Annotated in this window: 19 protein-coding genes and 1 rRNA gene; 2 read left to right on the plus strand and 18 right to left on the minus strand. The window is 33.5% G+C overall.

Annotation, left to right across the window (positions count from 1 at the left end; all coding sequences use genetic code 11):
- From G540_RS07510 to G540_RS0101810, 7 genes are all read right to left on the minus strand, one after another.
- Positions 1-115 (minus strand): 16S ribosomal RNA (locus G540_RS07510); the annotation flags it as partial.
- A gap of 393 nt (positions 116-508) precedes the next feature.
- Positions 509-1,126, minus strand: a complete 618-nt coding sequence (locus G540_RS0101785) for a histidine phosphatase family protein (RefSeq protein ID WP_027106619.1) — start codon at positions 1,124-1,126, stop codon at positions 509-511.
- A gap of 93 nt (positions 1,127-1,219) precedes the next feature.
- Entirely contained in the window at positions 1,220-2,488 is a 1,269-nt protein-coding gene (serS, locus tag G540_RS0101790; RefSeq protein WP_027106620.1) for a serine--tRNA ligase, read from the minus strand.
- 294 nt (positions 2,489-2,782) lie between these two features.
- The gene (locus G540_RS06850) at positions 2,783-4,267 is read right to left on the minus strand and encodes an amino acid permease (protein ID WP_051188925.1); all 1,485 of its coding nucleotides are present in this window, start codon (positions 4,265-4,267) and stop codon (positions 2,783-2,785) included.
- A 221-nt stretch (positions 4,268-4,488) separates the two neighbouring features.
- Positions 4,489-5,025 carry an Rrf2 family transcriptional regulator gene (locus G540_RS0101800; protein ID WP_027106621.1) on the minus strand — a complete coding sequence of 179 codons (537 nt, stop codon included), beginning with the start codon at positions 5,023-5,025 and terminating at the stop codon, positions 4,489-4,491.
- Between the two features lie 24 nt (positions 5,026-5,049).
- Complete coding sequence (locus tag G540_RS07210; protein WP_051188921.1) at positions 5,050-5,556, minus strand: GNAT family N-acetyltransferase; 507 nt, start codon at positions 5,554-5,556, stop codon at positions 5,050-5,052.
- A 58-nt stretch (positions 5,557-5,614) separates the two neighbouring features.
- Positions 5,615-6,466 (minus strand): zinc-ribbon domain-containing protein, encoded by an 852-nt coding sequence (locus tag G540_RS0101810; protein ID WP_027106622.1) that lies wholly within the window; start codon positions 6,464-6,466, stop codon positions 5,615-5,617.
- 133 nt (positions 6,467-6,599) lie between these two features.
- Between G540_RS0101810 and G540_RS0101815 the strand changes: the two genes are divergently transcribed.
- Positions 6,600-7,448: a sulfite exporter TauE/SafE family protein gene (locus G540_RS0101815; RefSeq protein ID WP_035463502.1), complete on the plus strand. Its 849-nt coding sequence runs from the start codon at positions 6,600-6,602 to the stop codon at positions 7,446-7,448.
- On the plus strand, positions 7,449-7,829 hold the full coding sequence (locus tag G540_RS0101820; protein ID WP_027106624.1) for a DUF1634 domain-containing protein: 381 nt from the start codon (positions 7,449-7,451) through the stop codon (positions 7,827-7,829).
- Between the two features lie 52 nt (positions 7,830-7,881).
- On the opposite strand, the gene mscL is transcribed toward G540_RS0101820, so the two are convergent.
- The 11 genes from mscL to mnmE form a co-directional block, all read right to left on the minus strand.
- A complete protein-coding gene (gene mscL, locus G540_RS0101825; RefSeq protein ID WP_027106625.1) occupies positions 7,882-8,259 on the minus strand; it encodes a large-conductance mechanosensitive channel protein MscL in 378 nt (125 codons plus the stop codon).
- Between the two features lie 79 nt (positions 8,260-8,338).
- A complete protein-coding gene (locus G540_RS0101830) occupies positions 8,339-8,779 on the minus strand; it encodes a threonine/serine exporter family protein (protein WP_027106626.1) in 441 nt (146 codons plus the stop codon).
- Positions 8,780-8,793: 14 nt separating this feature from the next.
- Positions 8,794-9,537, minus strand: a complete 744-nt coding sequence (locus G540_RS0101835; protein ID WP_027106627.1) for a threonine/serine exporter family protein — start codon at positions 9,535-9,537, stop codon at positions 8,794-8,796.
- Between the two features lie 155 nt (positions 9,538-9,692).
- Entirely contained in the window at positions 9,693-15,848 is a 6,156-nt protein-coding gene (locus G540_RS0101840) for a SpaA isopeptide-forming pilin-related protein (RefSeq protein ID WP_027106628.1), read from the minus strand.
- Positions 15,849-16,086: 238 nt separating this feature from the next.
- Positions 16,087-16,287, minus strand: a complete 201-nt coding sequence (locus G540_RS0101845; protein WP_027106629.1) for a cold-shock protein — start codon at positions 16,285-16,287, stop codon at positions 16,087-16,089.
- 156 nt (positions 16,288-16,443) lie between these two features.
- Positions 16,444-17,091, minus strand: coding sequence for a metal-dependent transcriptional regulator (locus G540_RS0101850; protein ID WP_027106630.1), 648 nt, complete (start codon positions 17,089-17,091; stop codon positions 16,444-16,446).
- Between the two features lie 74 nt (positions 17,092-17,165).
- Positions 17,166-18,068 carry an RluA family pseudouridine synthase gene (locus G540_RS0101855; RefSeq protein ID WP_027106631.1) on the minus strand — a complete coding sequence of 301 codons (903 nt, stop codon included), beginning with the start codon at positions 18,066-18,068 and terminating at the stop codon, positions 17,166-17,168.
- Complete coding sequence (locus G540_RS0101860) at positions 18,069-19,028, minus strand: hypothetical protein (RefSeq protein WP_027106632.1); 960 nt, start codon at positions 19,026-19,028, stop codon at positions 18,069-18,071.
- 2 nt (positions 19,029-19,030) lie between these two features.
- On the minus strand, positions 19,031-20,389 hold the full coding sequence (locus G540_RS0101865) for an MATE family efflux transporter (RefSeq protein ID WP_035463503.1): 1,359 nt from the start codon (positions 20,387-20,389) through the stop codon (positions 19,031-19,033).
- 125 nt (positions 20,390-20,514) lie between these two features.
- The gene (gene mnmG, locus G540_RS0101870) at positions 20,515-22,437 is read right to left on the minus strand and encodes a tRNA uridine-5-carboxymethylaminomethyl(34) synthesis enzyme MnmG (protein ID WP_027106634.1); all 1,923 of its coding nucleotides are present in this window, start codon (positions 22,435-22,437) and stop codon (positions 20,515-20,517) included.
- Positions 22,438-22,517: 80 nt separating this feature from the next.
- Positions 22,518-23,912, minus strand: coding sequence for a tRNA uridine-5-carboxymethylaminomethyl(34) synthesis GTPase MnmE (gene mnmE, locus G540_RS0101875; RefSeq protein ID WP_027106635.1), 1,395 nt, complete (start codon positions 23,910-23,912; stop codon positions 22,518-22,520).
- Between the last annotated feature and the right edge of the window lie 68 nt (positions 23,913-23,980).

Raw genomic sequence — 23,980 nt, forward strand, 5'->3', positions numbered from 1 at the left:
GCTCAAAGTTTTATCGGTGGATGCAAGCATCCGGTGATAAAACTTTGCGCTCGACTTGCATGTATTAGGCACGCCGCCAGCGTTCGTCCTGAGCCAGGATCAAACTCTCAATTTGAATTTGTGACTCATTATTTTTTACTAGCGAATTGACTTCGCAAATGTTTGTTGCTCTTGTTTAAAACAAGAGACCCTACACATTTGGTTTGTCGAAACTTTGTTCAGTTTTCAAAGATCTACTTTTTTAATTAATCGTTCTTGCGAAACGACTTAATTAGTATATCAATTATTTTTTATTAAGTCAAGAACTTTTTAAATCTTTTTTGAAAAACATTTAAAAGTTATTAACTTGTTTAAGTAATCAACATTTAATATTTTAACAAATATCTTAACAATGTCAAGCACTTTTTTCAATCATTTTAAGCAGTTTTTATAACCGCCGTTCAACGACAAAAACTATATTAACAACTTTTAAACTCTAGGTCAACCCTTTTTAAACTATTTTTTCAATTTATTTCAAAAAACTTGTTTCATTCCATAAATCAGATGAAAAAGCTTGAAAATCAGGTGTACTTAATTTAGTAACACTAGTATTTGTCACCAAACCTTCTTTTTGAATATCTTGAACATCAATTCCTAATAAAGATTTTACAACAAAGGTAATCACGACTGCATGAGCAACGATTAAAACATTTCCTTGTGGATGCCGCGCTTGAATTTCAGCTAATGCTTTTTGCGTCCGCTCAATAACTTGATAAAAACTTTCGCCACCAAAACAACTTGGATCATATAAATCTGGATGTTGATAAAAATTCAACATTTGTTCATCATCTTGATAATTCTCAACCAACATTCCATCTCTTTCGCCAAATGCGATCTCGTGTAAATCATAAACTGTTTCTAGCTTCACAGGATGTTTATTCTCTGCCAAAATATATTCAGCTGTAGTCACCGCTCTTTGTTGCGGACTAGAGTATGCAGCTTCAAAATTAACATCACTTAAAAACTCGCCCACTTTAGTTGCATCTTTTAAACTTTGAGGCAATAAAGGTGAATCTTCCATACCTTGAAATCTTTTCACCAAATTAAATTCCGTCTTACCATGTCGTACAAAATAAAAAGTTGTCATTTATTTCACTCTTTTCTTCTTATGCTAATAACATTATAAACACAAAAAAATATGACACTCAAGCAACGAGTGTCATATTTCAATGATCATGATTTATTTAATTACTTCTAAACCACCCATATATGGACGTAATGCTTCTGGAATTGTTACAGAACCATCTTCATTTTGATAGTTTTCTAAAATTGCAGCCACTGTCCGTCCTACAGCTAAACCTGAACCGTTTAATGTATGAACGTATTGTAATTTACCTTCTTCATCACGGTAACGAATTTGAGCACGACGACCTTGGAAATCTTCACAGTTAGAACAGCTAGAAATTTCACGATAAGTATCTTGTGCTGGCATCCAAACTTCTAAATCATATGTTTTAGCAGCACTGAATCCCATATCACCAGTACATAATGTAATTACATGGTATGGTAAACCAAGTTTTTCCATAATATTACCAGCATTTTCAGTCATTTTTTCTAATTCTTCGTATGAATCTTCTGGTTTTGTAAATTTAACCATTTCTACTTTATTAAATTGGTGCATCCGAATTAATCCACGAGTATCACGACCAGCACTACCTGCTTCAGAACGGAAACATGGTGTTAAACCTGTAAAGTAAATTGGTAATTCTTCACTTGGAATTACTTCACCACGATAATAGTTTGTCAATGGAACTTCAGCTGTAGGAATTAAAGTCATATCTTCACCATTTACTTGGTAAACATCTTCTTTAAATTTAGGGAATTGACCTGTACCATACATTGTTGCAGCATTTACGATATAAGGAGGAATCATTTCGATATAACCTTCTTTATCATGTTCATCTAACATAAAGTTATAAACTGCACGTTCTAATTTAGCACCTAAACCTTTATAATAAACGAAACGTGCACCAGAAACTTTTGCACCACGTTCAAAATCTAAAATACCTAAATCTTCACCAATTTCATAGTGAGCTTTTGGTTCAAATGCAAATTTCTTAGGTTCACCAACTGTACGAACTTCAACATTATAATCTTCATCTGGTCCGACTGGGATTTCAGGGTTTGGCAAGTTTGGCAAATGAGCAGCCATATCTTTCACACGTGCGTCAACTTCATTTAATTCTTCGTCTAACGCTTTAATTTTAGCCCCAACTTCACGCATCGCTGTAATTTGTTCTGTTGCATCTTCTTTATTACGTTTTGCTTGCGCAATTGCTTCAGACACTTCATTTCTTTCTTGTTTTAAAGTTTCTGTTTCAACTAATAATTCACGGCGACGTTCATCGGCTGTTAATAAAGCATCGATTTCTTCTGCTTTCACACCACGTAAACCAAGACGTTCTTTATATTCAGTTGGATTTTGACGAATACTTCTAATATCTAACATTATAATTCCTCCTAAAATTTATTTGATCAAAAAGAAAAAGCCTCTCCATCCCCAATTGGGACGAAAAGACTTTTTCGCGGTACCACCCAAGTTCAATTTGCATTGCACTTTGTCAAGATAACGGTTGCCCGAGTAGCATTACCTACTATCCGATAACGTTTACTGGAGTTTCAGCTCATGATTCTCACCAACCATCATGTCTCTGGAGTGCTTACTTATGGCAAACTTGGATTTTCGATCAATATTTAATTTCATAATAATATGATTTAACTGAAATAGCAAGTAGAATAAAATTTATTTACTGTCATCTTCTTGTTTAAAATCATCTGGTGTCACAGCTGTAATTTCACTAATTACATCTTCAGCCATTTTTTCTGTTGCTTGTTTTTTAGATGTAATATTTGGACGAGTTAAATCTACTTGTTCTAATGGAATTAATTTTGTTTTATGTTTAATTTTATAATAGAAGAACAAGATTAAGAATAATGGAATTGACATATATGTCACCATAATTGCTTGCCAATCAAAATCAGCAAATGATTGTAAATCTTGACCTAAAATAACTAAAATACATAACACAAATGATAAGATTGGGCCAACAGGGAACCATTTTGCACGATAACGCAACTCATTTAAATCATGACCTTGCGCTTTAAATGCTCTTCGGAAACGATAATGTGACACTGCAATCCCTAACCAAGCAATAAAACCCGTCAAACCACTAGCACTAACTAAAAATGTATAAATATGTTCACCGAATACACTTGTTAAGAAAGTAAACAATCCAACTGCAGTTGTTCCTAATAAAGCGGGATAAGGAATCCCTCGTTGATTAATCTTCTTAAACACACGTGGAGCATCACCTGTTTTAGCTAAAGAGTATAACATCCGAGTTGAAGCATACATTCCGGAATTCGCAGATGAAATAACTGATGTTAAAATAACTGCATTCATCACAGACGCTGCTGAAGCCAACCCTGCTCTTTTAAACACTAATGTAAAGGGACTAATCGCAATATCTTGTGCACCAGAACCTAATAAATAAGGACTTGTATAAGGAATAATACATGCAATCACGAAAATAGCTAAAATATAAAACAATAGAATACGCCAGAAAACTTGTTTAATCGCACGTGGAACACTTTCTTCAGGTGTTTCAGATTCACCGGCTGTAATCCCGATTAACTCTGTCCCTTGAAAAGAGAATCCCGCTACAACGAATACACCTAAAATTCCTGGAACACCGTTCACAAAAGGTGCATCTTTATAAACAAAATTTTCAAGATATGTAGCATGACCACCCATAATCCCAAAAATAGTTAAAAATCCAATGACTAAGAAAACAATAACTGTAATAACTTTAATTAATGATAACCAGTATTCTGTTTCACCAAAAGATTTTACTGATAAAGCATTGATTAAAAAGATTAATCCTAAAGCTACTGTACTCCAAATCCAACTAGGGATACTTGGAAACCAAAATTTCATTAACAAAGCTACTGTTGAAACATCCACCGCTAATGTAATCGCCCAATTAAACCAATAGTTCCATCCCATTGCATAACCAAACGCTGGATCAACAAAGCGTGTAGCATATGTTGAAAATGACCCTGTTACAGGTAGATAAGTTGCCATCTCACCTAAACTCGTCATTAAAAAATAAACCATTAAGCCAATCCCGACATAGGCTAACAAAGCCCCACCTGGACCTGCTTGCGTAATTGCCGAACCACTCGCAACAAATAGCCCAGTTCCGATACTACCACCTAAGGCAATCATCGATAAGTGCCGCGTTTTTAGCGACCTTTTAATCTCATTATTATTTTCCAACCTTATTCCTCCTCAAATCTGATCAGTTGAAATTTTATCTGTATATATAAAAAAAGCAATTTAACCAACCTTAGTCGGCTAACTTGTTGTTCCATTATAACAAATAACCTTTAAAATAAAAGCTATTTACTGTTATTTTGCTTGTATTTGCAACAAAAAAGCAAATCCGACTATTCAGATTTGCTTTCATTGTGTAAATTCGTTTTTAAATTTTCGATAAATGACTTTTCTTTAACCGGCTCAACTTGATTCCAATCAATTGGTGTAATTTGTTTAACTTGGAATATATCACACAATAACTGTTCTAAAGTTACTTGTGCCAAAGAATTTTCCCATTGGCGATCAGCATCAGCAAATGCTTGTTCCATTAATAAAACACCATCTTGTGAATAAGGTTGAAATTCTTGGAAAACTTGTTCAATAAACCCAAACCCGGGATATGTTTTAACTTTCCCAGCTGTCGCATGAACAACATCTAACAAAGTTATTTCCGAAGGTGCATGCGCCAATTGAAATCCACCACGCAATCCAGCTGTCGAAGTAATTAAATCAGCTACAACTAATTTTCGCATAATTTTATGCAAATAAGTGTGCGATCCTTTAATTCTTTGATGAATAACTCGTGATGATAAAGGTATATCACGGCGTTGTGTTGTTAATAAAACCATAATACACGCCGCTTGTTCAAAACCTTTTGTTAATTGCATACCCTTCACCCCCTTTGACCAAAATTAATTTAAATTTTTACGATAAACGATTGGATAGGCGTTTTCTAATTGTAAAACACTTGGTAAATGTAAAACTGTTTCCGCGTGAAAATCATTTTTCACTAAAATCTGTTGTGAAGCTATATTATCACTGGCTACAACAGCAAAGACAGATTGATATTCTTGCTGTTTTAATCGAGCTAAAATGAGTTGAATAAGCTGTGTTCCATAGCCATATCCCCAAAATTCTTGATTTAAAGCATAACCTAGTTCACATTGTTTATCAGTTTCATCCCTTGAATCCATCGGATAAATCGTTAAATGGCCAATTACTTGTTGAGTCTTTCGCAACACTACCGCATAACTACCTTCTTGTTGTAACTGTCTTAAAAAAGCTTGCGCACTTAATTTATCAGTAACAACCGGAAAATTAGCTCCTTGAGCAACTGCTGTTTGACTTGTATAAGCAAACACATCCGCTAAATCATCAGCCAAAAAAGCTCGCAAAATTAATTGCTTATTTTCTAACAAGTAATGCACCTACCTTCTTATTATAACGACTTTAAAAACTGAAAACTATCAACGTTTTTTACTTTCCGTTGTATTTATCTAACATTCTTGCTCGTTGTGTTTTAAATGTATAACGATCATTAGTTACTTTTTGTGGTGCCATACAAATCAATAAGACAACTAATTCTCCGAAAAATGGCATTAATAAGATTAAAATTACTAATAATCCACTCCGCTCTAAGTCATGTAATCTTCGCACCATAGCTGTCATTCTTACTAAAGAAACGAAAGGATATAAAATCCATAAACTAAAATTCCAAAAATACATAAACCATGCAGGTGGTGGTGCTGCATTCCATTTTAAAGTGGCGTTTAAGATTGAACCTTTCATTACTAAACCACCATCAAAATGAACTAATAAATAACCCATCAAGCAAGCGTATAGTAATATTAAAAGTAACAAACCTAAATTCCCCCACCAAAAATCAGCCCGACCCATTCTTTTATCCATAATAAATGTATCTTTCAAAAGTAATTTAGTCGAAGTAATTAAACCTGGTTTTTTTGATTCATTTTTAGGTAATTTTTTAACAAGTAAACCTTGATCAGCTAATTTTTTATTTAACATAGCATCATCCGCTAATTTAGATAAATCAGCTAAACTTTGAATAATAATTTCTTCTTGTTTCTTTTGAGCATCATCAACCATGTCTTGTTCAACTTCTTTTTCTGGTTGTGTTTTACGCACAAAAATAGCTTGATCTTGACCACAATAAGGACAAAAATTAGCATTAACTGGTATTTCTTGCTGACATTTCTTACAATTTTTCTTTTCATTCTCTACATCAAATCGTTCTTGATGAGCTCCACAGTGGTGACAATTCATTTCATCAGTAGCGATATGACGGCCACAATATTGACATGTTATCATTTTTTATATTTATTCCCCTTTTTATAATTCAACTATTACATTCATTATATACTATTTTACCGGCTTTTTTTAATATGTTATGATTACACCATCAGTGAGTTATGCACAATCTATTTTTCAAGGAGGTCTTTTTATGGCCGTAAACTTCACTTTGCTTATGTTTGGTGTCGGTCTTTTCGCAGGCACTTTAGGTGCTATCTTAGGTATTGGTGGCGGAATGATTATCACACCTATTATAACTTTATCGTTAGGTCTTGATATTAAATATGCCATTGGTGCTAGTATCATCGCTGTTATTGCAACTAGCTCTGGTGCAACTATCGCTTTTTTAAAAGATGATGTCTTAAATTTACGTGTTGCTATGTTTTTAGAAATCGCCACTACTATTGGTGCCGTAATCGGAGCGATCTTAACTGGTTTAATCAGCACGCGCTTTTTATATTTTTTATTTGGGAGCTTATTAATTTTTTCCAGTTATAACATGTATCGTAAACTCCGTAAAAATGACGAAGTTTATCACAGTAGCACCCCTGATAAATTAGCAACTAAATTCAAGCTAAATGGTTCTTATTATGATAAAAACTTAAAAAAACAAGTTGATTATCAAGTAAAACACATCCCTGCCGGCTTATCAATTATGTTCGGTGCTGGTTTAGCTTCAGGAATGCTAGGGATTGGCTCTGGCGCTTTTAAAGTGATGGCGATGGATAATGCCATGCATATCCCTCTTAAACCATCTACTGCCACAAGTAATTTAATGATGGGTGTAACCGCAGCAGCAAGTGCTACCGTATACTTTTTCAACGGATCAGTCCGACCTGATATTGCTGTTCCTTTAGCTTTAGGTATTCTCGTTGGAGCACCCATTGGCAGTCGAATTATGCAACATTTACCCGCTAAAACAATTCGTTTAATTTTCATTCCACTATTACTATTTTTAGGTTTGAAAATGGCTTTAAAATCTTTCGGGGTGGTGTTTTAAATGAATCAACAAAAACAAAATCAACAACTAGACAAGGAAATGCATGATGTCGAAATTGTCATTGGTCAAATCATGCGCGTAGGTGTCATTATCGCCGCAACATTTATGATTATCGGTTTTATCATTTTATTAATTACTCACACGGGTGGCTATCCTGGCAATCATTTCCCAACTACTTTAAAAGCTATTTTCACTGGACTCTTCCATGGTAAAGCATACGCCTTTATGATGTTTGGAATTTTTTGTTTAATCTTAACACCTGTTTTACGTGTCATTATTTCAATTTATGCCTTTCTCAAAGAGAAAGATTATTTATACGTTGGTATTACCACTTTAGTTTTAGTGATTTTAATTATAAGTTTCATTTTAGGTCATCGTTAAATAACAAGCAAAAAAAGCAGTCATTTATACAAAATGACTGCTTTTTTAGTCTTTATTGACGTTCTTCTTTCAATAATTCAACAATTTCTTTTAAATAAAGTTCTTCAGGTGTTGCTTTGGGTTCAGCAGGTTTAGGTGCTGGTTTTGGCATTAATTTATTAAGGCCTTTCATCATTAAAAAGACAATAAATGAAATAATTAAAAAGTTAATAACTGCATTTAAAAATAAACCATATTTAAATGTTGCTCCACCAACTTTAAAAACTAAACTTGATAAATCAATTTTACCAATAAAAATACCTAATAATGGATTAATTAAATTATTAACCAATGAATTAACAATACTTGTAAACGCAGCCCCAATAATAACCCCAACTGCTAAGTCCATCACATTCCCACGGGAAATAAATTCTTTAAATTCTTTAAACATATACTATCTCCTTTTATTGATCTTAAGCACTAATTGTATCAAGATGATTTCAAAATAGCGAACTTAACACTTTACGCCCTTAATTTCGATACCGATATTTCAAATACACTTGTGATACTAACTCCGCTAAGAAAAAGCCCATCGCAATAGACCCTGCAATTAAAGTAACTTGCACTAGATATGAAATAGCTAAATCATGATTACCTAAAGCAAAATTACGCACCGCTTGATAGGCTTGGCCCCCTGGTACAAGTGGAACTAAACTAGGAATATTGAAAAGAATCATCGGCATTTTATGCCAATGAGCTGCCACAATCGCAAATAACCCAATCGCAAACGCTGAACTTAAATTAGCTAACATTGCTCCATATGTAAAATGTTTCACGGTTAAAAATACAATCCACCCTAAAACTCCTACAATCCCACAAGCATTCAAAGCTCTTTTTGGTACGTTAATAATAATCCCAAAACCAATTGTCGCTAAATAACTAAAAACAATATTAATGACCCAAAATTTCATCTCTTTTCTCCTTATTACATAAACCGAAAAACAACGGCAATCCCTAATCCAAGAGCACCGGCCACCAACAACGCTTCTGTTCCCCGTGCTAAACCACTTAAAATATGCCCAGCTAAAAGATCCCGCACAGAATTAGTAATAGGAACCCCTGGAACTAACGGCATTAACGCACCAACGATAATTAAACCAGCATTAACACCAAAACCTAGTTTAACCATCCAAATACTTGTTAAACCAATCACCACGGCTGCAACGAATTCACTAACAAATCTAAATTTAAAATTCTTATTAATAAAATAAAATAAGAAGTAACCTACTGCACTGGCAAGCATCGTTGGCACAAAATCTTGCCAACAAGCACCATACATTACAGCTAAAGTACTACTTACAATAACAGCCGCTAAAATTTGCCACCACATCGCAAAAAACGCCGGTGCATCACAAAGCTTCAATAATTCTTCTTTCATTTCCACCAGACTAATTGTTTTTGCTTGGAAAGCACGTGATAAATCATTCACTTGAGCTACTTTCCCTAAATTAATCGTTCTCTTTTCAATAGTTTCAACTTGTGCTCTTTTTTTATGCGGAATCGACATCACAATTCCGGTTGTTGTTTCAAATATTTTCGCATCTTCTGCACCAGCATTGGCAGCAATTCGTTTCAAAGTATCATCAACACGCGTCATATCAGCGCCACTTTCAATCATAATTTTCCCTGCTAGTAAGACCGTTTCTACTACTAAATCATTTTCATCCATTCCATTACCCTCAGCCTTATTCTTCTTTACTTTTTAAAAGTATAGCTTTTTTATTTTGAAAATACTAGCATAAAAAAGGACACACAAGTATTTTTTACTCATGTGTCCTTTTTTTCAGCATGTCACTAACTTTGAAAGCTAAGTTTAATCGTTAACTAAGCAGTTAATTTTCTCCGGAATAACAACATTCCTCCGGCTATCACTAAACCAAGTATTCCCCATAAAATATTCACTGTTTTTTGTGTTTCACCTGTTTTTGGTAAAACTTTTTGAGCTTTAATTGGTTCTTTTTGATTTGTAATTAGCCCTAAATCAACAACTTGTCCTTCTTGCATAATCACCACTTCTTTAATTTCAGTTGGTAAAATATAACCTTTCACCGTCTTCATTTCTTTTAGTTGATATTTACCATATACAACATCTTTAAATTCAACAACACCATTTTCATCAGATACTGCTCGATATTTAGTTTTGCCATTTTGTTGTAATTCAAATTCAACACCCGACAAGACTTTACTGTGATTATCACGATCTACTTTCACAAATTTAACAGTACCTTTTTTCATAGTATTCTTAAATTCACCTGCTTGAATGATTTCTTGATCTTTTTTGACTTCAACCACTTTAACTTCATTCGTTAAATTATAAGCTTCATTAGCGACTATTTCTTTCAACTCATATTTACCATATGGAATTTGTTTGAAATGCGCTTGACCATTTTGATCAGTCGTTGCTCGTGCAATTTCTCGATCTTTTTGGAATAACCCAAACACTGTGCCAGCAATTTTGATTTGTGGATCAGCTTGATCAACTTTATTTACAATAATATCAGCTTTAATTTTGCGATTAGTTACTTCTTTAGTTAATGTTTTACCATCTTCACGTATCGCAAATTGATATTCAGTTGGTGATAATACATAATTTTCTAAAGTCTTAATTTCTTTTACAACATAATTTCCATAAACCACATTGTTAAAAGTTACTTGACCATTTTGATTTGTAATATCTTCTGCAATTTTTTGTCCCTGATGGAACAACGCAAAAGTTACACCAGCTAATTTTTCTTTAGTATCGATATCTACTTTTTTAATTGTGATTTGACCCATTTTTAAGCGATTAGTAATTTGACCTAAATCAACAATTTTTTGATCAGCATCGATGTTAATTGTTTTTTCAACTTTACTTAAGTTGTAATTTTCTAAAGTTTTAATTTCTTTAAGTTGATATTTACCATACTCAACGCCACTAAAAATCACTTCACCTTGTGCATTTGTTGTTGCATGATATTTTTGTTGACCTTTTTGATATAAACCAAATTCAACACCGGCCAACTTAATTGTTGGATCAGCTTGATCAACTTTCACCAATTTAACTTGTCCTTTTTTAATTTGGTTAGCAACCCGACCTAAATCAACAACTTGATCTTGTGTTGTAATTTGGACAGCTTGATTTTGTTTTGGCAAGCCTTTATAACTTGGTAATGTTTTAACTTCCACCAAATCATATACGCCATATGCAACATCTTTAAATTCTACAACACCTTTAGCATTAGAATTTGCTTGATATTTCATTTGTCCATTTTGTTGTAATTCAAAACCAACACCTGCTAAAGTCTTAGTTGGATGATCTTGATCAACCTTGATAAACTTCACAGTTCCGGTGATCTTGGCATTTTTCACTTGTTTTCTTATTACTTGTTGATTAGTCTTGATTTCAATCTGAGATAATTTCTTATCTAATCGATCTTTATTGTACCCAATCGGTGCTGTTTTTTCAGTTAGTTGATACTTGCCGTATGGGACATCATTAAAGATGGCTTTACCTTGTGCATTAGTCGTTGCTTCAAAGACGATTTTTGGATCTTTTTGATTTGTTAAAGTAAAGACTGCTTTTTCCAATAGTTTTGTTGGATCAGCTTGATCAACTTTTGTAATTTCTACTTGCCCTTTAATCTTCTCATTAGTAACTTCACCTAAATCTTGCATTGTAGCATTACTAATTTTCACATCTTTAGTAACTTGTGATAAAAGATAACCCTGTTTTGGAGTTATTTCTTTCACAACATATTCACCAAATGGAACGCCTTTAAAAATCGCAACCCCTTGGTCATTTGTTTTCTCAATAGCCCAAGCATTCGCTGCCACTTGTCCTTTATCATCTTTGGCGAAAATACCAAATTCAACACCTGCTAATTTTTCTTTTGTATCAGCATCTACTTTTGTAACTTTGACATCAGCTTTAATCTTCTCATTAGTAACTTCACCTAAATTAATTACTGCCTTACCTGGTTGATCGATAGTTACTGCAATGTCTTTATGATTTAAAACATAACCCGGTAAAGTTGTTAATTCTTTAATGATATATGAACCATAAGCAATATCCTTAAATTCAACCAAACCTTGCAAATTAGATTTCGCTTTTTGGATTGGTTTCGTAGCTACCTTATTAGTCACTAAATCTTTTTCAAAAATACCAAATTCAACACCTGCTAAAGGTTTATGTGTATCAGTGTCAATCTTCTTCAAACTAACATCTCGTTTAATTGGTTTATTTTTAATTTCAATCTGAGCTAATGGTTTATCCGAAACAACAATTTCTTGCCCTGCTTGATTTAAAATTTGCTCAAACCCAGTTGGTGCTTTAACTTCTTTTAAAATATATCTTCCAAATGGTACATCTTTAAATTCCAATTGACCATTAACATCTGTTGTTGCTTCAAAATTAATCTTCGGATCATTTTTATTAATCAAAGTAAATTTAGCGCCTAATAATGGTTTTTTGATTATTAACTTACCACTTTGATCAGCCGTTAATTCAGAAGAAACTTTCAACAGTTTCACATTCCGTTTTTCTGAAACAATCCCAAAGTTTTCAATCGCTGTTGGTTGCATTGGTGATAACTCAAATTCATACGATGTAGCTGCAGTTGCTTTTATAGTTTGAGCATTACTTGCTTTTACATTATGATCATAATTTTTCTTAGTCATGTCAATCTGAGCCGTCTTTACAAACCGAACCGCATATTGTCCACGTCGGAAAACTTCAAAATGATAATGTCCGTTTTCATCTGTCGTTGTAGCTGGAATATCATTTCCTTGATAATCCTTAGCAACTTTCCCTGTCTTGACATCAATTAATTGTAATTTTTGACGAGCAACACCATCTTCATCCGCGCGCATTAAACCATCTTTATTTAAATCTTTAAAAATAGTCCCGCTCACTTCATACTTCGTATAATTAACACTAACGGTATTACCTTCTGAATAAATTGTGCCATCCGTTGAAATCGCCACCGAATTCACAGCAGTATCTTGATTAGCAATTAATTTTTTATCATAAGGAATCTTACATTCTACAACAAATCTTACTTCTGTTTTAGACTTAACAACTTGTCCTGGTTTTAATTCTAGTTTTATACTTTTTACTTGAGAAAAATCTTTAACTTGATCTTTAGTTAACCACTTACCATCACGCGTTGCTTTAAATGTTTTTCCTTGTGGCACTAATTGATAATACACCGCAAATCGTTCTAAAGATTTTTTATTAGCTGGAATATCCTCTAAAGCTTTAACTAATGGTGTAGCAAATTTTGATTGCCGTAGTGTGTAAATCCCCTTTTGATTTGGTGCAATCGAATGATCTCCAACAAATGGGAATGTATCAATTACATAAGCATTTTTAGCATCAGCAATCGTATTATTATAAACTTTCAATTCATAATAGAAACTATATCCTAAATCACCTGTAGCCATTAATCCCATATTATCAGCAGCTGCTGTATAACCAACACGTTTACTTGTAATTAATTCCAATGGTGGAATGTAATTAATATATGATTTAGCACGCATCAAAATTTCATTACGATCACCATTATTATTCAAATCTAATTTATCAATATATTCAATATTAGATATATACGGTTTAATAATATCGTTATCGGGATAGACAACAAATGTTTCAATAAGATTATTTCCACGTTCGGCTTGTGGTGTAGCTTCAATTTCTGTTCTAATATCTAAATCTTTAAAACCATCTTTATCAGGAATAAACTCTTCCACATCATAAATCACCGCTGTTCGGCCAGTATTTTTAAAATTTTGAATAATTGTTGGTTCTTTACTACTCAAGGTTGGACCGCTTTTATACGCTACTTTATGATACTTAAACGCTGGTGGTAATAACTGAATTACTTTAACGTTTTTGACTGGTTTTTTACTCAATGGTCCCCAATTACCTAAATTCCAATTAAAACGAACATCACTACGATATGTTAAATATGTGCCTGTACTAGAATAAGCTACTGTTTGATTGCCACTATCAGTTACATACGCACGCGGCGCTAATGGTTCTAAACTTGTATACCCATAACCACCACTATAACTATCTGTTGTTAATACAAAACCTTTCTGAGACGTATTTTGAGTTAAACCAACACCACTTTTATGAACTAGATTTGCTTGTCCATAATAAGTTTGTCTATCTTTATAAACACGATCTTTAAAATCTTGAATCACTTGTTTAGTCGGTTGTGTTCCAGTATAGAATTGAAGGTTCATATTATTTAAAATTAATGGTTTTTCAAATTCTAAACTTAATTTAACGTATTTTCTTTGCTTATCATCAATCGTAATTTTTTGTTGATACTTAATATTTTTGGCAATAACTTCTTTACTACCATCTTCTTTAATTCCGTATAAAACATTTTTAGAATTAATTTGTTTAATAACTTCTTGTTTTAATTCTTGGCCTCGCTGACTACTTAAATTACCGTTAGGTTCGACTGAGGCCACTTCATAAGTATAATAGTAAAGTTTATTTTTTTGTCTTGTTTCCAAAACATCAATAACAGATGAAACAGCTTCAACAATCCCGTTATCTTTATTAGTTAAACTAGATCCATTATTATTAGCCTTTAAATGTGTAACATAAAATAAACCATGTTTATTTTGTGAATCACCATACTTATCATAATATTGATCTCCTAAAATAGTATATTTACCTTCATCCAACCAATATTTAAAAGGCTTAGAACTCCTACTGTTAAGATTATCTTTATAAATTACTAAACCATGTTTCTTTTTAAACTCAATACCTCTAAATTTCACATGTGCTACTCTTTTTGGTAATGCTCGTTCTGTTGGTAACCCGGCATCCACATAATATTCAACTGGTAAGTCAACTATTTTCCCAAATGGAATATCTGTAAACAAAAGTTTTGGACAATAATATTGACCATAATGATCATTCATTCGCCAATCAGGCCCACTAGCTCCTGTCTTCGTTGTAATTAACGTCATAGTGCGATCTTTTTCATTCCATTGCCAATTTTTACCAGCTTTATCAGCTAAACTAACCCCTTTTGGTAAATGAACAACTGTTTTAAGATTTTTAGGTCGATGAATCGAAACTTTTTTAACACCTTCTAATTCTTTTTTAGTTAATAAAACTGTCGGTGACCAATAAATCCAAACATCTTTCCCTGGTTTTCCAGTTGTTTTAGCTCCTTCATCTACATTAACATCATAAATATTTACACAATTAGTATTGGTATCAATTTTTTTACCACTGTTTAACGGCTCTCTTGAATCAGGATTATAAGCACGAATATCAGAATAGTTATATTTAAAATCTGTTTTACGGAATTTATATGTTTTTTCTGTTTTATATAATACTTTTTGGTGATCCGTACCACCTAACATATCAAATTTAACTGTTAGAGTATCTCCGTTATTTGTCGGATCAATTTTTACTTCAAACGGAAATGGGAATGTTACCCGCGCTCCCCCTGCTAATTCATCAAACATATATAAAACATAATAATTATGTTCAATATCTAAATGAAACGCATCTTTTAATTTAATATACATTTCTTTAGCAGTTTTAGTTTCAATTTTCAAACCTTGATAATCATAGACATACTTTTTACCTTGTTTAAATAACCGCATTGCTTTTTCATATTGAGCATTCGAAGCATTTGCTCCATAAGAAAATTGAATTGTTTGTTGTGCTTTTTGTGAATCAATAAAAGTCGGCGATGTAATATCCGCACTCTTTGGAACAGTAAGTCTTAACCACGGTTGCTTAATGGAAGCTCCTGAACCAGAAATTTCACAATCAGCTGCAGCTGGTACTTTGTGACCCACCCAAAATTCTGTATCATGATTAATCTGATCATTATCATCCAAATTGACAATTTGTAATGTTGTCCTTAAAGTTGTATTTCCGGCATGAACCACCCCTGTTACTAAATTTGGGATAATCATTATCAAAACCATAAAAACATGGATGATATTGAGTATTTTTTGCTTCATTAGCCTTCCTCCTTGAATAATTAATATCTGTATTCAAAATTATTTTTTCTATTTCATCCACAGATCAACTCTTTTCACCTTTTAAACATTATAAATAACTTATTCCAAGCATTATCTGGCTCTTAATCCCAATCACAACCAAACAAATTTAAAGATAACAAAAAAGGAACGAAAACACTTATTACTAATTATCTTCGTTCCTTGAACATTTTTAAATTTTATTGTTTAAAAAATGTGATTAGCCTTTAACAACGTTAACTGCTTGTGGTCCACGGTCGCTTTCTTCTACGTCGAAAGAAACTGCTTGACCTTCATCTAAAGTTTTGAAACCGTCACCTTGGATTGCTGAGAAGTGAACGAAAACGTCACTACCGTCTTGACGTGTAATAAAACCAAAACCTTTATCTGCGTTAAACCATTTTACTGTACCTTGTTCCATATTGAACATCCTCCTTAGTACTAATTCATTAGTACTTCTTTAGTTGTAATTCTGATTGGTACTTAATGAAGGTGTTCCGTTGAAACATCCTAACCACAATAACCCATACCAAAATACAATACTTAGTATAGCACACAAAATAGCACTTGTACAATTTTATTTTACAAATATATAATGACCGGCTTTATATCCGATTTGTTTAACCTCATTAGTTGTTAAATTTTCTAAAGTGATTGGACCTTCAAAAGGCGCTTTCTTCAAGACTTTAACCCGGTTTCCAATTTGCAAATCAAGCTCATCAATATAGTTTAAAAGTTCCTGATTATCTATAAATCGATCAATAATTAAAACTTCATTTTCTTGAGCTTGAGCTAACATTTGTTGACTACCCTCAGCATAACTACCATCTTTTTTCGGGATAATGCCACCGTGCGGACATTTTGTTGGATATCCCAAAAATGCATCTAACCGATCAATTAAAATTTCACTTGTTCCATGTTCTAAAACTTCCGCATCATCATGAACTTCGGATAATTTATAACCTAACTTAGTCATTAAAAAAGTTTCCCATAACCGATGACGACGCACTAAACGTTCTGCGATTTCTGTTCCGGCCGGTGTTAACTTCGTTCCAGAATAAGGAGTATGTTCAACTAAACCATCTTTAACTAATTTTCCAACCATTTCAGTAACTGAGCCAGCTGCAATATTCAACCCGTGGGCGATTTTTTTATTTGAAACTTTTTGATCTTTGCCACCTAATTCGAAAATGATTTTTAAATAATCTTCTTTTTTAGGAGTCATTTTGCCACCTCAATTCTTTTTGGTTATCCCTATCTTTTCTTATCTTATAATTATAACAAAATCCAAACGGCTTTTTAAACCCTTTTTCGAGCATCCAATTGCGCCAAGGCAGCTTTAAAATCCGCAGGCAATTCACTTATAAATTGCAATTCGGTTTTCGTAAAAGGATCAACAAACTGCAACTTATAGGCATGTAAAGCTTGGCGTTGAATAATCGTTTGTGGACCTTGATATAATTCATCACCATATAAAGGATGACCTAATGATGTAAAATGAGCTCTAATTTGATGTGTCCGCCCAGTTAGCAATTGTACTTGTACTAATGCACCTTGATCTTGATAATCTTGCACCACTTGATATTTAGTTTGAGCATTTTTACCATCTGATTGAATTTCATAAGCATAACTATTCTCTTTACGTCCTAAAGGAGCATCGATAAGTGCTGTTTTTTCAATTAATTCTCCACTAACCAAAGCATAATATTCTTTATGAATTTGTTTTTGAGCAGCTGTAGTTGTTAATAAACCTTGAGCTACACGGTGTTTAGCAATCAACATCACACCACTTGTAAAGCGATCTAAACGAGTAATCACATGGGGAACTAAATCAGTCGCACCTTGTTGTAGTAAATACCCTTTAACGCGATTAACCATCGTATCTTGACGATCACTTGGTCCTGGAACACTAGTCACCCCAGCTGGCTTATTGACTACTAACCAATTAGAATCTTCATAATAAATTTCTAAAGGTTCTGAACTTGGTGGCACATTTTCATCCGCTTTTTCTGGTGGTAATTCTAACGTAACTGCGACTGGTTGCTTAATTACTGTATTCAAAGGGACTTGTTTTTGTTCCAAATACACTGTCCCCACACCTTTTTTCATTGTTTTGATTAACCGTTGACTAATTCCTTGAGCTAATAAAAACTTTTGGACAGTAATTTGCTTATGATCTTTTTTTTGCCAAGTCAGTTTCATCTATTCTTCCTTTTCTACTTCTTCAATGATTTGTTCAGCAGCTTTTGGGATTTGTTTATTTTGTGTTTCATTACCAAATCGCCGTAATGTAAAACTAATTAAAATTAAAACAATCGCTAAAATTAAACCGAGTACACCATTGAATTTCATTTGCATAAAAACTTTTTGACTTAAATCAATAATCAAACTATTAACATCAGGATTTTGTGAAGTGATGGCGTGTTCTTGATATAATTTAGCAACTAAGGTCACTAACCAATAAAAACTCAAGCCACTCCAACAAGCTGCAAACCCTAACATCTTCAATCGTTTCACCCATGTATATTCTCGTAAAATAATTTGCACACTAAAAATAACAATTCCAATACCAGCAACAATCAAACTAATTTGTGTTGTTTTTTGCCATAAATGAAAGATTTTTTGCATTTGCAGAATTTCGGGTGATTGCGTCTTTTGTTTTAACGTACTATTAATTTGATGAAGTAAAGTTGATTTAAAACTTAAATAATCTTCACTCTGCAATGAAATATGTTGAGCTTTGGCATTTTCTTCAATACGTTGTGAAATTGTTTTTTGAACTTTTGTACCTGATAACAAATCACTTTGATCATTATAAATATTAACAATTACTACACCAATATCACTTTTCAACTCTTTTTGATTAATCAAATTTTCGGTAAGTTCAGCCGGCACACCCAATTGTTTTGCATAATCATCAATCGTTTGTGTTACTTCGCTCGAAATTTGTTGCACAATATTGGGACTAACAATTTGTTTAGAAATATATTCAGCCGAAAATAAAGTCTGTTTCAAAGCTAAACCTAACATACCTATCATTAACATAATGCCCAACCAAATCATCGGTGCAACACTACTTTTTTTATTCTTTTGGTGCTCTTTTTTTAAGGCTTGCCGTCGTTGCAAGCGACTTTGAAATTCATTTGTTTCTGTCGTTTCCATTCTCAAACCTCCTCACTTTCAATAATTAGATTCTTTTTTACATTCTGATATTTTTGTCGGGTAACTTGTTTAATTCGTCTCACTAAGACAAATCCTAACAACATCGCTAATAATTCAATAATTGGTAAACTTAACCACACACCAATCAAATGAAATTTCCAAGCCATAAACGGTAAGACTAACCAAATCAATAAATATCCCCGAATTAAGACTAACGCAATACTTTGTTTGGTAGCATCTGCTGCAGCTAAAAAGATAATAATCTGATTATTAATAGCTGCAAAGAAAAGACTCAATAACACTAAGATCATCGCTTGGCTCGCTAATTTAGCTACATACAAATTATTTTGTTCATTAAAAACTGCTATAATTTCGCCACGAAAAACAACCGATAAACCATATAAAACTACTGCAATTCCTAAAGCAACGCGCATAGCTAACCTTAATGCCTGTGTTAATTTTTTGAAATTCCTTTTAGCATATTCATGACTCACAAACGGTTGCGTCCCTTGAGCAGTACCCGTAAACAACGCCAATGCAACTAACAAGACATTCGTGACAATTCCATAAGCTGCTACTACATAATCATTTGTAATCCATAAAATAACCCAATTAAAAATAAAGATTGTAATCCCATTACTCATTTCCATTAAAAAAGCTGGCAACCCTAATGAGATACTAGCTTTCAAATTAGCCAAATTAGGTAAGCCACTCTTGAACCGTAAAGTGTTTTTACCATTAAACCAATGAGCTGACATAATTAAAATGCTCACAACTGGTGCTGAAACAGTTGCTACACCAGCACCAAACATTCCCATTCCCCAATGCCAGACAAAAAGCCAATCAGCAAAGACATTCCATAAACTGGAAACTAATAAGGCCAACATCGCTAAAAATGTATCACGATCATTGCGAACAAAACTAACAAAAAAATTATTCAAAACAAACGCGGGACCACCGATTAAAATTACTCGTGTATAATCCAAAGTCATATCTAAAACTAAATCATTAGCGCCTAACAGACGGGCCACTTTTTCTGGACAAAATAGGCCAATCAGCATAAAGAAAATACCTAAGGCTAAACCGATCTTAAAAATTTGTCCAAATATCTTTTGAGAATTTTTTGGATTTTGAATACGATCAATTACAAATAATGTCGCACCACCCATCCCTAACAATAATCCCAGACCTTCAATTACATTAAATAACGGCATCGTTAAATTCATAACAGTAACGCCTAAAATACCCAATTTTTTAGAAACGAAAAATGTATCCGCCAACAAATAAATCGATAACCCTACTGACCCAAATGCTCCTCGAGCTACATCTTTTAAAAATCGGCGTTTCTCACTAACTTGCATACTAACCTTCCTTATATATTCTTCATCTTTTATATTCATGGATAATCTTACGCTATTACAACGTTTTTAGCTAGACTTTGCCGTTTAAAAAAACAGAATCTCATATTTGAGATTCTGTTTCTAATTTAATCTTTAGGTAAACGTGCTACTTTACCTTGTTCAATATAAATTGCCAAGATTGCCATATCAGCTGGGTTAACTCCACTGATCCGGCTCGCTTGAGCTAATGTTTCTGGTTGAATCTTGCTTAATTTTTGTTGAGCTTCTGTTGCTAAACCTTCAATGGCCGCATAATCAATCCGATCAGGAATCTTTTTAGCTTCCATTCGTTTTAATTTTTCAACTTTTTCTAGCGCTTTTTTAATATATCCCGCATATTTATATTGAATTTCAACTTGTTCTTCAACACGATGATCCAATGGTTGTTCTGGTGCAGGAATAAATTGCATCAAATCTTGATATGTGACATAAGGCCGACGTAAGAATTCACTAGCCAACACGCCATCTTTCAATGGATTATCGCCATGTTCTGCTAAATAAGCATTAATAGCATCATTTGGTTTAATCCGAATTTTTGATAAACGTTCTTGTTCAGCTTTAATAATCTCACGTTTAGTTTGGAAGTTTTGATATTCTTCATCGGGTAACAAACCAATTTCATGACCTAAATCACTTAAACGTAAATCAGCATTGTCATGACGTAAAATCAAACGATATTCTGCTCTTGATGTTAATAAACGATATGGTTCATTTGTACCTTTTGTAACTAAATCATCGATCATAACGCCAATATAAGCATCACTTCTTTGTAAAATGATTTCTTCTTGACCTTGAACATGACGTGCAGCATTAATCCCTGCAATTAAACCTTGACCTGCTGCTTCTTCATAACCTGATGTACCATTAGTTTGACCTGCTGTATATAAACCAGAAACTAATTTAGTTTCTAAAGTTGGTCGTAATTGATATGGTGAAACAACATCATATTCAATCGCATAACCTGGACGCATCATATCAGCATTTTCTAAACCAGGAACAGAATGAACCATTTCTTGTTGTACATCTTCAGGCATTGAGGTAGAAAGTCCTTGTACATAATATTCTTCTGTATCTCGGCCTTCTGGTTCAATAAACAATTGATGACGTGGTTTATCCGCAAAACGAATAATCTTATCTTCAATTGACGGACAATAACGAGGCCCTACACCTTCAATCACACCTGAAAACATTGGTGCCCGATGAAGGTTCGTATTAATAATTTCATGTGTTTTATCATTTGTATAAGTTAACCAACATGACATTTGTTGATCCAAAGGAACATATTGATCATCACTTGTTGTATAACTAAAATGATTTGGTACGACATCCCCTGGTTGTTCTTCCGTTTTATCACGATCAATTGTATTTCCATCCACACGTGGTGGTGTCCCTGTTTTAAAGCGTTTCAATTCAAAACCTAATCGTTCTAAATTCTTTGATAATTCAACGGCTGCTTTCGTATTGTTGGGACCGGATGAATACATTAATTCCCCGATAATAATTTTCCCACGAGCTGATGTTCCTGTTGTTAAGACAACAGCTTTCGCACCATAACGCGCACCAGTATTAGTAATTACACCTTTCACAACACCATCTTCAACAATTAAATCATCCACAATCGCTTGTCTTAATGTTAAATTAGGTTGATTTTCTAAAGTGTGTTTCATTTCAGCTGAATATTGATGTTTATCAGCTTGAGCACGTAACGCTCTAACAGCTGGACCTTTACCAGTATTTAACATACGCATTTGGATATAAGTTTTATCAATATTTTTACCCATTTCACCGCCTAAAGCGTCGACTTCACGTACAACAATCCCTTTGGCTGGACCACCAATTGAAGGATTACATGGCATAAAAGCTACCATTTCTAAATTAATTGTGACTAAAAGTGTTTTTTGCCCCATCCGTGCTGCTGCTAAAGCTGCTTCACAACCCGCATGACCAGCACCAACAACTACAACATCATAGTCTTGGGCCGTATATTGTTTTCCCACAGATTCTTTCATTTTGTTTTTGTTCCTCACATTTGTTTTAAAATTTCTTTTTTAAATTAGCACTCTTATGCTGTTTTGACCAATATTTTGGTTTATTTTCCTAAACAGAATTGACCAAATAATTGATCTAATAATTCATCTTGGTAAGAATCGCCAGTAATTTCTCCTAATAATTCCCAAGCTGTTGTCATATCAATTTGACAAAGATCGACCGGCATTCCCAACTCGATACTTTCTAAAACTGTTTCTAAACAAGTTAATGCACGTTGTAATAAACTAATATGACGGGCATTTGTAACCATCACAGTATTTTGCGAATTTTCAATTCCTTCCGCAAAGAACAATTGTGCAATTCGTTTTTCTAAAGCAACCATTCCATCAGTTGTTAAAACAGATGTTGCCAAAATTAATTCTTTAGGAATCATTGTTTCAATTTCTGCTAAATCTAATTTGGTTGGTAAATCCGTTTTATTCAAGATTACTAAACGTTTTTTACCTTCCGTTGCTTTAAATAATTCGCGATCTTCTTTAGTTAATGGTTCACTACTATTTAAAACTAATAATACAAAATCAGCTTGTTCGATAGCTTTTTTCGAGCGTTCCACACCGATTTTTTCCACTTTGTCTTCAGTTTCACGAATCCCAGCTGTATCAATTAATTTCAAAGGTACGCCACGAACATTCACATATTCTTCAATAATATCTCGGGTTGTCCCCGCAATATCCGTTACGATTGCTTTATCTTCATGTAATAAATAATTTAAAAGACTAGATTTTCCGACATTCGGACGTCCAATAATGGCTGTCGCTAAACCTTCTCGTAAAACTTTCCCTTGCATCGCAGTATCTAATAAAATTTGAATTTTACCGGCTACTTCAGTTGCTTTATCTTTCAATAATTGTGTAGTCATTGTTTCGACATCATCATATTCAGGATAATCAATATTAACTTCCACTTGCGCTAAAACATTTAAGATTTCTTGACGTAATTTGGTAATCATTTGTGATAAATTACCATCTAATTGGCTTAATGCAACTTGCATAGAACGATCTGTTTTCGCCCGAATCAAATCCATCACTGACTCGGCTTGCGCTAAATCAATCCGACCATGTAAAAAGGCCCGTTTGGTAAACTCTCCAGGTTCAGCTAAACGTGATCCATTGGCTAAAATTACTTGTAACACACGATTTGTCGCAACAATCCCACCGTGACAGTTAATTTCAACTGTATCTTCACAAGTAAATGTTCGGGGTGCTTTTAGAACAGAAACTAAAACTTCATCTAGTTCTTCGTTAGTTTTAGGATCATATATATGACCATAATTAATCGTATGACTCTCAACTTTGGTTAAATCTTTACCTTTAAATAAATTATTCGCTAATTCAATTGCCTCTTCACCACTCATCCGAATGATGGAAATTGCACCTTCACCTGGTGGTGTTGCAATTGCTGCAATTGTATCAAATTCCGTTGTTTCCATTGCCATTTTTCCGCTGCCTCCTTTTGAGCACAAAAAAAGCGCCTACTCCACGCCTTCATCATACAATAATACAA

The sequence above is a fragment of the Ligilactobacillus ceti DSM 22408 genome (assembly GCF_000423245.1).
In the GTDB taxonomy this organism is placed as follows: Bacteria; Bacillota; Bacilli; order Lactobacillales; family Lactobacillaceae; genus Ligilactobacillus; species Ligilactobacillus ceti.

Coding starts and splice junctions, on each gene's coding strand:
- G540_RS0101860 (WP_027106632.1), bottom strand. CDS start 19,028: ATGGAAACGACAGAAACAAATGAATTTCAAAGTCGCTTGCAACGACGG.
- mnmG (WP_027106634.1), bottom strand. CDS start 22,437: ATGAAAGAATCTGTGGGAAAACAATATACGGCCCAAGACTATGATGTT.
- G540_RS0101855 (WP_027106631.1), bottom strand. CDS start 18,068: ATGAAACTGACTTGGCAAAAAAAAGATCATAAGCAAATTACTGTCCAA.
- G540_RS0101865 (WP_035463503.1), bottom strand. CDS start 20,389: ATGCAAGTTAGTGAGAAACGCCGATTTTTAAAAGATGTAGCTCGAGGA.
- G540_RS0101800 (WP_027106621.1), bottom strand. CDS start 5,025: ATGCAATTAACAAAAGGTTTTGAACAAGCGGCGTGTATTATGGTTTTA.
- G540_RS0101840 (WP_027106628.1), bottom strand. CDS start 15,848: ATGAAGCAAAAAATACTCAATATCATCCATGTTTTTATGGTTTTGATA.
- mscL (WP_027106625.1), bottom strand. CDS start 8,259: ATGTTTAAAGAATTTAAAGAATTTATTTCCCGTGGGAATGTGATGGAC.
- G540_RS0101820 (WP_027106624.1), top strand. CDS start 7,449: ATGAATCAACAAAAACAAAATCAACAACTAGACAAGGAAATGCATGAT.
- G540_RS06850 (WP_051188925.1), bottom strand. CDS start 4,267: ATGATTGCCTTAGGTGGTAGTATCGGAACTGGGCTATTTGTTGCGAGT.
- G540_RS0101850 (WP_027106630.1), bottom strand. CDS start 17,091: ATGACTCCTAAAAAAGAAGATTATTTAAAAATCATTTTCGAATTAGGT.
- G540_RS0101835 (WP_027106627.1), bottom strand. CDS start 9,537: ATGGATGAAAATGATTTAGTAGTAGAAACGGTCTTACTAGCAGGGAAA.
- G540_RS0101810 (WP_027106622.1), bottom strand. CDS start 6,466: ATGATAACATGTCAATATTGTGGCCGTCATATCGCTACTGATGAAATG.
- serS (WP_027106620.1), bottom strand. CDS start 2,488: ATGTTAGATATTAGAAGTATTCGTCAAAATCCAACTGAATATAAAGAA.
- mnmE (WP_027106635.1), bottom strand. CDS start 23,912: ATGGCAATGGAAACAACGGAATTTGATACAATTGCAGCAATTGCAACA.
- G540_RS0101785 (WP_027106619.1), bottom strand. CDS start 1,126: ATGACAACTTTTTATTTTGTACGACATGGTAAGACGGAATTTAATTTG.
- G540_RS0101815 (WP_035463502.1), top strand. CDS start 6,600: ATGGCCGTAAACTTCACTTTGCTTATGTTTGGTGTCGGTCTTTTCGCA.
- G540_RS0101845 (WP_027106629.1), bottom strand. CDS start 16,287: ATGGAACAAGGTACAGTAAAATGGTTTAACGCAGATAAAGGTTTTGGT.
- G540_RS0101830 (WP_027106626.1), bottom strand. CDS start 8,779: ATGAAATTTTGGGTCATTAATATTGTTTTTAGTTATTTAGCGACAATT.